This is a genomic window from Microbacterium bovistercoris (assembly GCF_003387575.1).
GTDB lineage: Bacteria > Actinomycetota > Actinomycetes > Actinomycetales > Microbacteriaceae > Microbacterium > Microbacterium bovistercoris.
This window is the reverse complement of the sequence record NZ_QUAB01000044.1, coordinates 99,060-113,783: the sequence shown is the minus strand read 5'-3', so window position 1 is coordinate 113,783 and position 14,724 is coordinate 99,060. Positions and strand designations below refer to the sequence as shown.

General features: G+C 71.0%; 11 protein-coding genes. 10 read left to right on the top strand and 1 reads right to left on the bottom strand.

The window, feature by feature from the left end; translation table 11 throughout:
- Positions 1–267 precede the first annotated feature (267 nt).
- The 6 genes from DY023_RS12105 to DY023_RS12080 all read left to right on the top strand — a co-directional run bounded on the left by DY023_RS12105 (position 268) and on the right by DY023_RS12080 (position 8,706).
- Entirely contained in the window at positions 268–1,401 is a 1,134-nt protein-coding gene (locus DY023_RS12105; RefSeq protein WP_116242588.1) for a glycine-rich domain-containing protein, read from the top strand.
- Between the two features lie 113 nt (positions 1,402–1,514).
- Complete coding sequence (locus DY023_RS18145; protein ID WP_220347305.1) at positions 1,515–4,094, top strand: helix-turn-helix transcriptional regulator; 2,580 nt, start codon at positions 1,515–1,517, stop codon at positions 4,092–4,094.
- A 160-nt stretch (positions 4,095–4,254) separates the two neighbouring features.
- On the top strand, positions 4,255–5,100 hold the full coding sequence (locus DY023_RS12095; RefSeq protein ID WP_116242587.1) for a helix-turn-helix transcriptional regulator: 846 nt from the start codon (positions 4,255–4,257) through the stop codon (positions 5,098–5,100).
- 58 nt (positions 5,101–5,158) lie between these two features.
- The gene (locus DY023_RS12090; RefSeq protein WP_116242586.1) at positions 5,159–6,181 is read left to right on the top strand and encodes a permease; all 1,023 of its coding nucleotides are present in this window, start codon (positions 5,159–5,161) and stop codon (positions 6,179–6,181) included.
- The gene (locus DY023_RS12085) at positions 6,174–6,959 is read left to right on the top strand and encodes a TIGR03943 family putative permease subunit (RefSeq protein WP_245958679.1); all 786 of its coding nucleotides are present in this window, start codon (positions 6,174–6,176) and stop codon (positions 6,957–6,959) included. Before DY023_RS12090 ends, DY023_RS12085 begins: the two co-directional genes overlap by 8 nt.
- Before the next feature lie 403 nt (positions 6,960–7,362).
- A complete protein-coding gene (locus tag DY023_RS12080; RefSeq protein WP_116242585.1) occupies positions 7,363–8,706 on the top strand; it encodes a hypothetical protein in 1,344 nt (447 codons plus the stop codon).
- 32 nt (positions 8,707–8,738) lie between these two features.
- Here DY023_RS12080 and DY023_RS12075 read toward each other — a convergent pair whose 3' ends face one another.
- Complete coding sequence (locus DY023_RS12075; RefSeq protein WP_116242584.1) at positions 8,739–10,838, bottom strand: MMPL family transporter; 2,100 nt, start codon at positions 10,836–10,838, stop codon at positions 8,739–8,741.
- 151 nt (positions 10,839–10,989) lie between these two features.
- On the opposite strand from DY023_RS12075, the gene folE reads away from it, so the two are divergent.
- The 4 genes from folE (at position 10,990) to DY023_RS12055 (ending at position 14,498) form a co-directional block, all read left to right on the top strand.
- The gene (folE, locus tag DY023_RS12070; RefSeq protein ID WP_116242583.1) at positions 10,990–11,643 is read left to right on the top strand and encodes a GTP cyclohydrolase I FolE; all 654 of its coding nucleotides are present in this window, start codon (positions 10,990–10,992) and stop codon (positions 11,641–11,643) included.
- On the top strand, positions 11,640–12,761 hold the full coding sequence (locus DY023_RS12065; RefSeq protein ID WP_116242582.1) for an NAD(P)/FAD-dependent oxidoreductase: 1,122 nt from the start codon (positions 11,640–11,642) through the stop codon (positions 12,759–12,761). The genes folE and DY023_RS12065 overlap by 4 nt, the downstream gene beginning before the upstream one ends.
- 71 nt (positions 12,762–12,832) lie before the next feature.
- Entirely contained in the window at positions 12,833–13,657 is an 825-nt protein-coding gene (folP, locus tag DY023_RS12060) for a dihydropteroate synthase (RefSeq protein ID WP_116242649.1), read from the top strand.
- 118 nt (positions 13,658–13,775) lie between these two features.
- Positions 13,776–14,498 carry a pyrimidine reductase family protein gene (locus DY023_RS12055; RefSeq protein WP_116242581.1) on the top strand — a complete coding sequence of 241 codons (723 nt, stop codon included), beginning with the start codon at positions 13,776–13,778 and terminating at the stop codon, positions 14,496–14,498.
- Positions 14,499–14,724 lie beyond the last annotated feature (226 nt).

The window sequence follows — 14,724 nt, the reverse complement described above, 5'->3', positions numbered from 1 at the left end:
GCGCCTGCCTCCCCAACAGGACGCTGTCCTTCGCTCCCGTTCCCCTCCCAGGGTCGGGAGCGGGCGGAACCCTCGCCATCCTCACCTTCTCTGGGGTCCGCGAGGGTTCCGCCGTTCCCACATCGTTCGCGGGAGTCTCGATCCTGGTGCTGTGAGTCTCCGATTCACCGACCTCGTCGTTCGAGGGCGGCGCGCCTCTCCTACCGTCGCACGGTACTGCTCCCGCAGTTGCGGGGGACCTGGGACGGTGGACAAGGGGATCTCGCGATGCTGAACGAGAACGAGAACGAGAAGGGCGCGCTGGCGGGCGCGACCACAAGACGCAGCCTGGTGCGCGCAGCGGCATGGTCGGTGCCGGTCATCGCGGTGGCCACGGCGGTGCCGAGGGTGGCGGCGTCGTGCGTCCCGGGGGTCGTCGAGAAGAAGGTCCTGGTGCCCGCCGTGAACACGACGAGCTTCACGTCCGGTCCGCGAACGGTCGAGCTCCTCACAGTGCCCGACGGCGTCACCTCGATCACCTTCGAGGTGCTCGGCGGGGGCGGGGGATGCGGTTCCTACGCCAAGGCCAGCGCCGGCGCCGGTGGCGGCGCTGGCGGTCTGGTCACGGGAGAACTCGCCGTGACCCCGGGCGCCACCCTCACGCTCATCGCCGGCAACGGCGGCATCGGGCCTTCGGCGCTCGACCAGGGATCGATGGCAGGTGGCGAAGGCTACGGCTACGGTGGCTGGACCCCGATCACCGAGGCCACGGGCCTGACTGGCGGCAGCGGCGGTGGCGGGTCGGCGATCCTTGTGAACGGAGTTCCCGCGGTCGTCGCGGGCGGCGGAGGTGGAGTCGGCTGTGTGCAGGCCCGTCCCGCGACGGGCTGGACGATCACGGGCGGCACCGGAGGCGCGGCCGGCCAGAACGGTGTCGATGGCCGGATCAGCCGGCAGCAGATACCGACCCCGGAGATCGCGCAAGGCGGCGGCGGCGCGAGCGGCGCAACCCCGGGGCAGCCGCGCGGGAGCAACGGAAGCGCGGGCAACGGGGACAACGGCTGGAAGCGCGACATCGGCATCGCGGGTACGGCTCCCAGCGGAACCGGGCCGGACAGCGGTGGTAAGGGCGGGAACGGAGTGAAGAGCGCGAAGTTCACCCTGACCGGTGCGGGCCCGCTGCAGACCGGATCCGGGGGTGGCGGCGGAGGATACGCCGGGGGCGCGAGCGGAACATCCGTCGCGCGCGTCTACGATTTCTCGCCGCAGTACCAGTACGCGTTCTCCGGCGGGGGTGGCGGCGGCTCCAGCTACATCTCATCCGCAGTCTCCGGCGGCGTCATCGCCCTGGGCGCCAATGGCTCGACGGATGGAGTGCGCCATCCCGGCCACGTGATCATCTCGTACACCGTCGTCTGCTGAGCGCCGGGGTCGTCCTGCGCCGCAGTGCGGCTATTCTGCTGTATGCCCCTCAATCGTCAAGATCGGATGACTGTGTCGTCGTCCGATCGGATCGGTCGGGAGAGACAGCAGAGATGCCATCGCCATCGTTGGAGCGGGTTCCGCCCCTCGAACCGCCCGAGGTGGAGAGTCTGACCAGGCGCTGGGCGCGCGCCGGAGTCGTCATCCTCACCGGCGAACGTGGCGCCGGTGAGGACGAACTCGCCCGCGCTCTCATCGAGCAGCGCAGCGAAGGCGTCGCCGTGCTCGACGCCGAGGTTCCGCACCGAGGCAGGGCGCCGAGCGGCTGGCTGGTCGAGGAGCTCGGTCTGTCCGACGCCGATTCCGCGACCGAGAGGACCACGGCATCCCTCGCGCGCGACATCGCCGGTGCCCTGACAGCGGCGACGATCGTCGTGCGCGGTGCCGGACAGGCCGATGCGCGCAGCCTGCGGATCCTGAACGCTCTGGCCGGCAGGGAGCGCGGCATCCGGCTCATCCTGATCGAGGCGGATGCCGCGATCGCCGACGCCGTCCTCGCGGAATTCCGCGGCGCGGTGCGCGTCGCACTGCCGCGGATGAGCGGAGCGATGCTGCGGGCGCAGGTGGAGCGGCTGATCGGTGCCGCTCCTGTGGAGGAGGACGTCCTCGCGCTCGAGGACGCGTCGGGCGGCTCCTTCCGGGCGCTGTGCTGGCTGCTCGACCTGGCCGCCGCGAACGACGGACTGGTGATCGATCGCGGCGCGGTGCGCCTGCGCTTCGACAACCCCGCCGCTGGTGTGCTTCCGCCGTGGTCGATCGAACGGCTCTCGGGTGATCCCGCCGCAGAGGCGCTCGCCGTCACCGGTTCGCTGCCCCTGCTCGCCGTCGAGCGACTCGGGCTGCTCTCCGAGACCGCGGCGCTCGAGACGGCCGGCCTCGCCGTCACGGTCGACGGCTGGGTGCGTCTCACGTCGCCGGCGCTCCGCTGGGATGTCGCGGGAAGGCTCGGCGCATCGTCGAGGCGGCTGCTGGTCGCCAGGATCGTCGAGGCGCTGGGCGAGGGCTCGGTGCTGGAGTCGATGCCCGGCTCCGATGCGGCGGAGCTCATGATGTGGGCTTGGTCGGTGCAGCTGCCGCTGCCCGTACACCTCGAGGAGAAGGTGATCGGGTTCCTCATCCGCAGCGGCCGGCATCGGCGGGCGGTGAACCTCGCAGGGCGGACCGAGCATCCACTGCATCCGTCCGTGCACGCGGATCTCGCATATGCGCACGCCGTGCTCGACGAGGACGACGCGGCGGCGGCCATCGCCCACGACGTGCTCGGCGGCTACCCGGCGGCCGCGACAGTGGAGACAGTGGGGCTGGCTCTCGTGCTCGGGCTCTTCCGCGACAGCAGCAGCGACGTCTACGACGACGCGCTCGCCGCGGTGATCGCGTGGGCGGCTGAACATGCCCCGGACAGCGCGCGGATGCTGCGCGGATGCCTCGCGCTGGTGCGGCCGTCAGCGGATGCTCCGTGGGCGGAGCTCGTGACGATGGTGGATGCCCCCGGGGGCGCGGCACTCACCCGGGCCAGGGCGGCGCGGGTGCTCGCCATGCGGGCGTGGAAGGACGGCAGGCCGATCAGCGCGACGGCGCTCGTCGAGCAGGCGGCGCAACTGCACGAGGGCTGTGCGATCGACGCCGCGATGGCCCTGTTCCTGCGCGCGGCGGGCGGCATCCTCACTCCGGACTTCGCCGCCGCCGGCCGGGCGCTGGCGGCCAGCGCCGTTCTGGGATCCCCGTCGCGGCTGGGTGGTCTGCTCTGGGCCGCCCAGGCCGTGTACCGCGGCGACGTGGCCGCCGCCCGGCTGATCGCCGAGCCCCTGCTCGACGAGCACGGCGAGATCGACGACCCGGTGCTCGCGCCCATGGCGGCATCCATCGTGTCGATCGCGAGCTCCATGCTGGGTGACCGCGAGCGGGCGCGCGAGATGCTCGAGGCCGCCTACGATCTCGAGTCGTCTTCGGAGATCATCAGCGCGGCGAACGCGCACCTGCGCGGTATCGCGGCGACACAGTTGCGGCCGGAGCCGCTCCACGACGAGGGCATCGCGGGCTACTCGGCGGCGAGGGAAGGCGGTCGAACACTGGACTTCCGGCTGCTGGAGCTGCTCGGCACCTACCGGCTGGCTGACGAGATCAACGCGAGCCCCCAGTCGGAACTGTGGGTGTGGATCGCCGATCAGCTCGCCGGGCCGGACCCGCTCGAGGGTGTTCCCGAGCTGTTCGCGGCGCTGGCGAGGGCCGTCGCTGCACGCGACGTCGGAGCGCTCCTGGCTCTGGTGCGCCGGATGTTCCAGGAGGAACTCCTTCAGGACGCGAAAGTGCTGGCGATACGCCTGGCCGGTCACGCCGCAGCCGACATCCCTGCCGCGGCGCGCCGCGGCATCCTGCGGCTGGCGAAGCACCGCTTCGACCGGGAGCGAAGGGATGCGGCATCCGATTCGATCCTCACCCCTCGTGAGCGCGAGGTCGCCGCGCAGATCGTGGCCGGGCTCAGCGATCGCGAGATCGCGGAGCGGCTGGGCCGCTCCCGGCGCACCGTGACCACGCATGTCGGCCGCATCCTGCGCAAGCTCGGTCTCGTGAGCCGGCGCGAACTGACCGCGGAGCTCGCCGAGCAGCACGGTGTCGAGACCGCTGGTCCCTGAGACGTGTACGTATACGTACGTATGTCTGCGGCGCGCCGCTCTCGGCACCCGGAGATGACGGTCGGAGCTCGGCGAGGACACAGTCCCCGTCACCCGAGGGCCCCGGCCATCGGCACAGGCCTCACCTCGTCGTGGGGCCGGATCAGCAGTTGGGGGCATCATGCTGACTCTGGAGAAGGAGACGACGCTGCACGGCGTTCCGGCGATCCGACGCCTGGACGGCTGGGGGTGGCGAACCGACGACGTGGCCGCGCGCGTCGCGGGTGATCGGCTGACGACGTCGCGGCTGACGGTCGGACGCTTTCGCACGACCGCACGGCACCTCGCCCTGGTTCCGCAGGACGAGGATGCGGTGACCATCGTGTTCATGATCTCGGGCGGCGTGCGGGTCGATCCGCTCGGCTCGCTGCTCGCGCCGGGGCAGGCGCTGATCGTGGATGCCGGGGTCGCGTGCCGGCTGCGGGCGGATGCGCCGTACTCGCTGATGCACGCGACGATCCCGAGCGGGTTCCGCGAGACCGTCACCGCCGGGGCGCCGGTCGTCGTCCAGGCACCGGACGACCTGCGTCAGCTCACGATGTCGTTCATGACGGCGCTGCTGAACGCATCGCGGCAGCTGGAGCTCGGACGTGCCGCCTTCGTCGTCGAAGCGGCACACAACCTGCTGGAGAACGTGCACCAGCTCGCGGCTTCGCAGCGGTTCGGACACCGCCCGGCGGTGCGCGACATCGACTCCGCGCAGAACGTGCTGGCGGAGCATGTCGACGACCCGACCCTGAACGTGGAGAGGATGGCGGAGCTGCTACGGGTCTCGCGTGCGCAGCTGTTCCGCATCTTCGAGGCGGCGGGCACGACTCCGATGCGCCAGCTCGCCGAAGTGCGGGCGCGCAAGGCGGCACTGCTCCTGGAGGAGGGGGTGCTCGCCGATCGCGACGTCGCCGAGCGCACCGGGTTCTCCAGCCCGCGCGCGATGCGCACAGCGCTGAACCGGGCCCGCGCCGCCTGACCCGGCGATCCTTCCCGATTCAGCAATCCGGAAGGTCGGACGCGCGAGAATGATTCTCATGCCAGGAAGCGTCGCCCTCGCGCACAAGCACGACACCCGGCGCCCCTCCCCGTGGATCGGCGTCGGCGTCGGCGTGGGCATCCTCGCGATCCTGCTGCTGATCGACCGTTTCGCGCCGGCGCTGTTCGCCGACGCTCTGCCGACTCGGATCCAGGACGGGCTGACCCTCACGCTCAGCGTGCTGATCGAGGCGCTGCCGTGGGTGTTCATCGGCGTCGTGCTGTCGATCGTCGTGCAGGTGTGGCTGCCGTCGGACGCACTGCAGCGCTGGCTGCCGCGCAACGCCTGGGCCCGCCGCGCCGTGCTATCGCTGCTGGGAATGGTGGTGCCGGTGTGCGAGTGCGGCAACGTGCCGTTCGCGCGCGGCCTGATGATGCGCGGCCTGGCGCCCGCCGAGGCGCTGACCTTCCTCATCGCCGCGCCGATCGTCAACCCGATCGTCATCCTGACCACGCACGCGGCGTTCGGCTGGGACGCCGGCATCCTCGTCGCCCGTCTGGTCGGCGGCTTCCTCATCGCCAACCTCATCGGCTGGATCTACAGCCTGCACGCCGATCAGGACGGCCTGCTCACCGAGCGGTTCATCGCCACCTGCGACCTCATCGAGCACGAGCCGGGCAGCCCCGTGCGCCGCAGCCTCGCGCAGTTCCTGGTCGAGCTGCGTGCGGTCATGCCGGCGCTGGTCATCGGTTCGGCGATCGCCGGCGCCGTGCAGGTGCTCGTCCCGCGTGAGGTGCTTGTGGCCGTCGGCTCCAACCCTGCGCTGTCGATCGTGGCGATGATGGCGCTGGCGATGACGGTCGCGATCTGCTCGAACGTCGACGCGTTCTTCGCGCTGTCGTTCGCATCCACCTTCTCACCGGGTGCGATCGTGGCGTTCCTGCTGGTCGGTCCGCTGGTCGACGTGAAGATGCTGGCCCTGTTGCGCACGACATTCCGCTGGCGGGTGCTCGGCGTCATCGTCGCCGTAGTGCTGCTGTCGGCCTTCACCATCGGGATGGCGGTGAACGTCCTTGTCTGATCTCGATCGCTCCGCTCGTCGGCGGGCGCTGGGCTCGCGCTGGCTCGGCGTCGGCCTCGCCGCGGTGATCGCCGTCGTCACGCTGGGCCTCGCGCTCACCGGGCGCCTCACGCTGTACATCAGCCCCGACACGGTGTGGTTCGCCGCGGCTGCCGCGGTACTGCTGCTGATCGGTGCGGTCTGGACCTGCTTCCTCCCGCTGGGAGCGGAGAGCGACCACGGTCATGACCATGGTCATGACCACGAGCATCCGGATGCCGGATCGGCGCGACGACTGCTGGCCGGCGCCGGCACCTGGATCGCGGGCGTCCTCGCATCCGTCGTCGTCCTGGCCGGGCTGTTCCTGCCACCGGCGTCGCTGTCCGCGGAGATCGCGATGCAGCGCGCGGGGGAGAGCACCGTGCTCTTCGCCGGCGCGGACGACGTCGATCTCGGCGTCGCGGACACCACGACGTTCGGGGTCGGCGACTGGGCGAACGTGTTCGCCAACGCCACCCGGCCGGAGAACTACGACGGCGCCACGGTCACGCTGACCGGCTTCGCGACGCCCGTCGAAGGGCAGAAGGGCGAACTCGGACTGACGCGGATGGTGATCACGCACTGCGTGATCGACGCGCGCCCGGCATCCGTGCCCGTCCAGGCCGAGGACGGCTCGTACGAGACCGGCGACTGGATCGAGGTCACCGGCACGGTCAAGGCGGATGCCGACGGCGCCCTGCGCATCGAGCCCACCTCGGTCAAGCGCGTCGACGAGCCGAAGGACCCGTATGAGTACTGACGGATCCGGGGCCGGTGATCAGCCGCTCACCCGTGCGCAGCTGCGCGCGATGCGCGAGGCGGCCGCCCGCGAGGCGGGTGTTTCCTCGTCGGCTGCCGACCGTCTTCCTGCTCCGGTCTCAACGGATGCGGGTGCCGGTGGTCCGCAACCCGCAACGGGTGAGACCGGAACAGGGGAGGCGCCGACCCCGGCGAGCGGACCGGGTTCTGGTGCCGCTGCTCCTGGGGTCGCGCGCGACGTGCACGTCGGCGGCGTGCCGGCTTCCTCGATTGCCGACCGCCTTTCGGCTCCGGTCTCAACGGATGCGGGTGCGGCCGGTCCGCAACCCGCAACGAGTGAGACCGGAACCGGGGGGAGATCCGGGACCGGGGAAGCGCCGACCCGGACGCGGCGGTTCGGGGTCGTGCTCGCCGCCGTTGTCGGCGTCCTGCTCCTCGTCGGGGCAGGCCTCACCGCGGCGAGTCTGCTGCAGGGGCCGCGCGTCGCCGCGGTCCAGGTCGATCCGCAGCAGGCCATCGAGACCTCCGGCAGCCGGGTGATCCTCACGGCCAACCAGCCGCTCGCCGAGATCGACGAGTCGCAGGTCACCGTCGAGCCGGCAGCGCCGTTCACGATCGACGCGGCCGGTCGCAGCGTCGGCATCCGCTTCACCGTCCCGCTCGACGACTCCACCGAGTACTCCGTGAAGGTGGCCGGCGCCGAACGGGCCGGCGGCGGACCCTCGTCCGATCTCGAGACCGCGTTCACGACCCCCGATTCGCAGATCCTGCTGCTGCAGCGCAGTGACGGGGACGACAAGATCTTCACCACCGACCTCACCGGCGAGAACGGCGTCGAGGTGTTCCGTGCTCCGCACATCCTCGACTTCCGCGCCACCTCGTCGCGGCTCGTCGTCGCCGTCGAGGAGGACGGCGGATCCCGGCTACTCGTGATGAACAGGGACGGCACGGGGCAGCGCGAACTCACGCTGCCGGGGACCGGGTTCGTCTCGACCCTGCAGGTCTCGGATCGCGGCGACCTCGTCGGCTACAGCTACTCCGACGCCGAACTCACCGAGACGTCGGGGAGGGAGAGCGTGCTGGTCACCGAGCCGCTGAGCGGTCACGGCGAGCCTCGAATCGTGCAGGTCGGCGGCAAGGACGCCAGCATCGGGGACTGGCAGTTCGTGCCCGACACCTCCTCCCTGCTGTTCCTCGATTTCGAAGGAGCACTCTCCGTCGAGGACCCGACCGGAGACGCGGGAGTCCAGCCGATGGGCACCGCCGCGCAGATCCTCGGCGTCACCCGAGGCACGTTCACCGCGATCGTGGAACGGGCGACGGGCGACATCGTCGAGCTGAACCTCACCGACGGATCGGAGCAGCCCATGCCGGCGACCGATCCCGACTACGGCCTCCCCACAGAGGTCGTCCCCTTCCCCGGCGGGGCTCTGCAGCATGTTGTCCAGCGCGATGAGCTCGGGATGCCGATCGGGCAGTCGGTCATCACGGTCGACCCGGACGGCGCGGCGAAGCCCGTCTTCGAGGTCGGCGACGACGATGCGATCCTTCAGGTCTGCGCCTCGCCGAGCGGTCAGTACGCCGCAGTGACGGTGACACCCGACCTCACCGACAACCCCTACGACGAGCTGCTCATGCCGCTGCCGAAGAAGATCCACACGAACCTGATCGATCTGCGGTCGGGTGAGACGCTCAACACCCTGAACGGGTTTGACGTCTCCTGGTGCCACAGCGGCCCTCAGGCCTGAGCACGACGCGCGCCCAGGCCTGAGGTGCGCGGTCAGCCCACCGGCACGAGGTCCTCCTCCGCGACCGCCGGGTCGTCATCGGCGTCATCGGCGGCGGGAGACTCGCGGCGCACCCGCCCCGGCCACCACATCCGGTCCCCGATGACCGAGAACAGCGCCGGCACGACGAGCGTCCTGACCACGAGGGTGTCCACGAGCACGCCGATGCCCACGATCAGGCCGATCTGCCCGAGGGTGACGAGCGGCAGCATCCCGAGGGCGGCGAACACCCCGGCGAGCACCACACCGGCGCTGGTGATCACGCCGCCGGTCGCGGCGAGCGCAGCCACCATCCCCTCGCGGGTGCCCGTGACGGCCGCCTCCGTGCGCGCGCGGTGCACCAGGAAGATCGTGTAGTCGACCCCGAGCGCCACCAGGAACAGGAACGCCAGCAGCGGAACCTGCAGATCGAGGGCATCCCAGCCGAACAGCACCCGGCTGAACCATGTGCCGGCGCCGATCGCCGCGACCGCTGTCGCCGCATTCACCAGCAGCAGCACGAGCGGGGCGACCAGGGCACGCAGCAGCAGCACGAGGACGACCAGCGAGACCAGCAGGACCAGCGGAGCGATCACGAGGAAGTCCCGCAGGTTCCCTGCGCGGGCGTCCAGCTCGGCCGCACCCTGCCCGCCGACGAGGGCATCGGCGCCGGGCACGCCGTGGGCGGCATCCCGCACGTCCTCGATCAGTGCCCGGTTCTCGGCGGTTCCCGGTGCGGCGTCGCCGGTGACGACGAGCCTCACGAGCTCGCCGTCGGTGCTCTCGCCCGCGGGGGTCACGCGTGCGACGCCGTCGACGTCGCCGATCGCCGCGGTCACCGCATCGGATGCCGCGGAGTCGGCGATCACGATCATGGGCTGCGCCAACCCCGGCGGGAAGTGCTCGCCGAGCACCTCCAGTCCGGCAGCGGACTCGGACGGCACCCGGAACTTCTCCACCTGGCTGAGTCCGACCGAGACCCCCAGCAGCCCCGATGTCATCACCGCGAGCAGCGTCACTCCGCCGACGAGCGGCAGCCATGGCCGGCGCACGACGGATCGGGCGAGGGCACGCCAGCCACGGCCCTGGTCGGTGGCCCGGCCGGGGCGGGGCACGAAGGGCCAGAACAGCCCGCGCCCGCACACCGCCAGCGCAGGCGGCAGGATCAGCAGCACGGCCGCGAGGGCGATCAGCAGGCCGACCGCTGAGGCGACGCCCAGCCCGCGGGTGCCGGGGATCACGGCCAGCACCAGCGTGAGCAGCGACAGCACGACGGTCGCATTCGACGCGAGGATGGCAGGCGCGGTCGCCCGGTAGGCGGTGGCGAGCGCGGATCGGTGGTCGTCATCGCGCTGCAGCTCCTCCCGGTAGCGGGAGACCAGCAGCAGGGCGTAGTTGGTGCCGGCGCCGAACACCAGGACGCTGACGATGCCGGCGTCGAACTGCAGTTCCATCGCGTTGCCGATCGCCGCGGTGACCTTTCCCGCCAGCTGGTCGGCGAAGGCAACGACCGCGAGCGGGACCAGCCACAGCACGGGGGACCGGTATGTGATGATCAGCAGCAGTGCGACGATGAGGATCGTCACGAGCAGCAGCGTGAAGTCGGCGCCGTCGAAAGCGGCGGCGACATCCACACCGAAGGCGGGACCGCCGGTGACCTGCATCGTCACCCTGTCGATCGGATGCTCCGCGACGACCGCGCGCACGCCGTCGACAGCCTTCTCGTCGTCGCCGATCTCGACGGTCGCCTGCAGCGCGGCGGCCGCGCCGTCGTCACTGGGGATCGGCCCGACGACGTCCTCGCCGGTCTCGGCCGAGATCGGATCGGCGAGTGCGGCGAGCGCCTGAAGGTCTGCCTCGGTCAGCTCGTCGCCGTCGTCGCGGCTCGCGACCACCAGGAGCGCCTGCTGATCGGCATCCGGAAATCGCTGCTCGAGCGCGGTGACCTGGGCCGACTCCGAGTCGGCCGGTGCGATGCCGCTGCGGGCGTCCAGCGTGACGTGGCCGAACGCGCCGATCAGGGCGACCAGCACCAGCACGCCGGTGATGAGGGAGATCCACGCGCCGCGGCGCGAGGTGAGGACGGAGGGGAGGGAACGGAGGAATCTCGGCACCGTTCCAGCACACCGGAGGGCAGCTGCGGGCGGATCGGGAATCCGATGGAGATCGTTCTCGATCGAAAGATGGAGGAGAGTCTAAAAAACAGAACTATTGACTTTAGAGCGATGGCGGGTCTTCAATGAGAGGAGGAACGAGGAGGTCGGTATGACGTTGTCGCTGGCATACGCCGAAGAAGAGGACGATGGCGTTGCGGACGAGGAGCGGGTGCGCATCCACGCGCTGCCCCGGGTGATAGATCTGGACGGGGCCGAGGCAGCGGCCCATGCGCTGCTGCGCGCGCTCGGCATCGACCCGGACGATCCGGATGCTCCCGACCTGGCACGCACCCCGGCGCGCTTCGCGGCCGCGTACGCCGAACTGCTCAGCCCGCAGCCTTTCGACTTCACCACCTTCGCGAACGCGGACGGCTACGACGAGCTGGTGCTTGTACGCGACATACCGGTGCACTCGATCTGCGAGCACCACCTGCTGCCGTTCAGCGGCGTGGCGCACGTCGCGTACCTCCCGTCCGATCGGGTGGTCGGGCTGTCGAAGATCCCGCGGATGGTCGACCACTTCTCCCGCCGTCCGCAGACCCAGGAGCGACTCACCGTGCAGGTCGCCGACGCGCTGACTCTGCACCTGCAGCCGCGCGGCGTCGGCGTCGTGGTCGAAGCGTCGCACAGCTGCATGACCCTGAGGGGTGCGCGCGCCGGAGGAGCCGTGACCAAGACGTCGGCGCTGCGGGGCGTGCTGCGCGAAGACGCGCGTTCTCGCGCGGAGTTCCTGGCGCTCGTCACTGAGAGGGGAGCACGATGACCATCGTGATCATCGGCGGCGGGCTCGCCGCCGGCACCGCGGTCACCGAACTGCGTGAGCACGGGTACGACGGCGAGCTGGTGGTGTTCGCCGCCGAGCAGCATTCGCCCTACGAGCGACCGCCGCTGTCGAAGGACGTGCTGCTCGGCAAGAAGGGCGTGGATGCTGCGCTGGTGCACGACGCCGCCTGGTATGCCGAGCACGATGTGCAACTGCGCAGCGGCACCCGCGTGACGGCGATCGATCCCGCCGCGCACTCCGTCACCGCGGGCGGCGAGGTCGTGCACTACGACAGGCTGCTCATCGCCACCGGCGCGCAGCCGCGGCACTTCGACGTGGCCGACCGCGTCGCCGCGCCGGTGTACCTGCGCACCATGGAGGACAGCGCCGGGCTCAAGGAGCGCCTGACGCCCGGCGCGAAGGTCGTGATCGTCGGCGCCGGCTGGATCGGACTCGAGGTCGCCGCCGCTGCGCGCCTCGCCGGGGCCGACGTCACCGTCTACGAGGTCGCCGAACTGCCGCTGGTGCGCGTGCTCGGCCCCGAGGTCGCGCAGGTGTTCGCCGACCTGCACCGCGCCCACGGCGTCGACCTGCGGCTGGGCACAGTGGTGACCGAGGCCGAGATGGCCGCCGCGGACGTGCTCGTGGTCGGGGTCGGTGCTGCGCCCGACACCTCCCTGGCCGAGGCCGCGGGCCTCGCCACCGACAACGGGATTCTCGTCGACGAGACCCTGCGCACCGACGATCCCGACATCTATGCGATCGGTGACGTCGCAAACCACGACCATCCGGTGCTGGGCCGTCGCATCCGCGTCGAGCACTGGGACACGGCGATCGAACAGGGCAAGGTCGCCGCGCGCAATCTGCTCGGCGCCGAGGAGCCGTACACGCACCTGCCGTACTTCTTCACCGACCAGTACGACCTCGGCATGGAGTACTTCGGCAGCGTCGGCCCGGAGGGGTACGACCGTGTCGACATCGAGGGCGACACGGATGTCGCGAACGGCGGCGCATTCCGCGCCTACTGGGTATCCGGAGGGACGGTCGTCGCCGCCATGCAGGCCAATGACTGGGACGCCTCGGATGCCGTGCGCGACAGCGTGGGGACGGCGCGGTGACGGCCGGCGTGCAGAGTGCCGTCCGCCGCATCGGCGGGCGCACCTTCGACTTCGACCGTCAGGTCGCCGTGATGGCGGTGGTGAACCGCACACCCGACTCGTTCTCGGATCACGGCGCGAACTTCGCCCTCGACGACGCGGTCGCCAGTGCGCTGCGCGCCGCCGAGCTGGGGGCGGACTGGGTCGACGTCGGCGGCGTGCCGTTCGGGCGCGGCCCTGCGGTGTCCGTGGCGGAGGAGATCGACCGGGTCGTGCCGGTGGTCGCTGCGATCGCGGGATCGGATGCCGGTGTGGTGATCTCGGTCGACACGAACTCCGCCGCCGTCGCCGAGGCGGCGATCGCCGCCGGTGCCGCGGTGATCAACGACACCAGTGGGCTCGGCGACCCTCTGATGGCCGGCGTGGTCGCCGGAAGCGACGCGCACGTCGTGATCACGCACAGCGTCGGCCCGCCGCGCGTGGAGAAGCCGGCGGCGCACTTCGACGACGTGGTCGGGGAGGTGCGTGCGTTCCTGCTCGAGCGCATCGCCAGGGCGGAGGAGGCCGGAGTGCCCCGCGAGCGGATCATCATCGATCCCGGTCACGACCTCGACAAGAACACGCTGCACTCGCTGGAGCTCACGCGGCGGCTGCCGGAGCTGGCTTCGCTCGAGTATCCGCTCCTGGTCGCGGTGTCGAACAAGGACTTCATCGGCGAGTCGATCGATCGGCCTCAGGGCGAGCGGCAGGCGGGCTCGCTCGCGGCGATGACCGCCTGCATCCTGGGCGGGGCGCGGATCGTGCGGATGCACGACATCGCTGAGACGGTCGACGCGGTGCGGATGACCGAGGCGATCCTGGGCTGGCGACCGCCGGTGCGGCTGGAGCACAACACGCATCCGACGCACAATGTCTGACACCGCGACTTCGGATCGTCCGGCCGATCGGAGCACAACTTCACTCCGACGCACAAGGAGACCGGAGCAGAGTGAAGGTGCCGCGTGAACGGATCGGAATCGCGGGGAAGGGGATGATGTGGACCTGCTCTGGCCGGATGCGGCTGTCGATCTCGACGACGAGGCGCTGCTCGCGCTGACCCGGATGCCCGAGGGCCGGCCCTGGCTGCGGATGAACTTCATCTCATCGATCGACGGCGCCGCGACCCGTGAGGGTCGGTCCGGCGGACTGGGGGATGCTGCGGACCGACGGCTGTTCGATCTGCTCCGGCGGCCGGCGGACGCCGTGCTGCTCGGCGCGGGCACCGCGCGGGACGAGGGCTACGGTGCGATGCGGCTCGACGCGGCATCCGTCGCCTGGCGTGAGGAACGGGGGATGCCCCCGCATCCGGTCTTCGTGCTGATCTCGCGCAGCCTGCGGCTCGACCCGGCGTCGCCGATCTTCGCGGATGCTCCGGTGCGGCCGATCGTCTGCACGGTCGCGGGGGCGCAGCCCGGGGAACTGGCGGATGTCGCCGACGTGATCGTGTGCGGGGAGGGCGATGTCGACCCGCTCCGGGTGCGCGCCGAGCTCGCCGCTCGTGGACTGCGTCGTGTGCACGGTGAGGGCGGTCCGCACGTGTTCGGCTCGTTCCTCTCCGCGGGCGCGGTGGACGCCCTCCACCTGACTCTCGCGCCGTCGCTCGAGGCCGGCGCCGCCGGCCGGATCACGGCGGGCGCTCCGGCATCCCCGACCGGAATGCGTCTGGCCTCCGTCCTCCGCGCCGCCGACGAGCTGTTCCTGCACTACGTCCGCGGCTGAGGGCCCCGGTGTCTGCCCCTTTCTTCTGCTCCGGTCTCATCCGTTGCGGGTGTCTCGGCCCCGCGACCCGCATCCGTTGGGACCGGAGCCGTGGGGGCCGCCCCGCCTTCTGCTCCGGTCTCACTCGTTGCGGGTGTTCAGGCCGGTCGACCCGCATCGGTTGAGACCGGAGCAGAACGTCACGCGGCCTCGGCGCGCCCGGGATCCTGAGAGAATGGGGGTTCCG

What these genes read in the sequence shown, in the direction of transcription:
- DY023_RS12105 (WP_116242588.1), top strand. Translation starts at nt 268, where the DNA reads ATGCTGAACGAGAACGAGAACGAGAAGGGCGCGCTGGCGGGCGCGACC.
- DY023_RS18145 (WP_220347305.1), top strand. Translation starts at nt 1,515, where the DNA reads ATGCCATCGCCATCGTTGGAGCGGGTTCCGCCCCTCGAACCGCCCGAG.
- DY023_RS12095 (WP_116242587.1), top strand. Translation starts at nt 4,255, where the DNA reads ATGCTGACTCTGGAGAAGGAGACGACGCTGCACGGCGTTCCGGCGATC.
- DY023_RS12090 (WP_116242586.1), top strand. Translation starts at nt 5,159, where the DNA reads ATGCCAGGAAGCGTCGCCCTCGCGCACAAGCACGACACCCGGCGCCCC.
- folE (WP_116242583.1), top strand. Translation starts at nt 10,990, where the DNA reads ATGACGTTGTCGCTGGCATACGCCGAAGAAGAGGACGATGGCGTTGCG.
- DY023_RS12065 (WP_116242582.1), top strand. Translation starts at nt 11,640, where the DNA reads ATGACCATCGTGATCATCGGCGGCGGGCTCGCCGCCGGCACCGCGGTC.
- folP (WP_116242649.1), top strand. Translation starts at nt 12,833, where the DNA reads ATGGCGGTGGTGAACCGCACACCCGACTCGTTCTCGGATCACGGCGCG.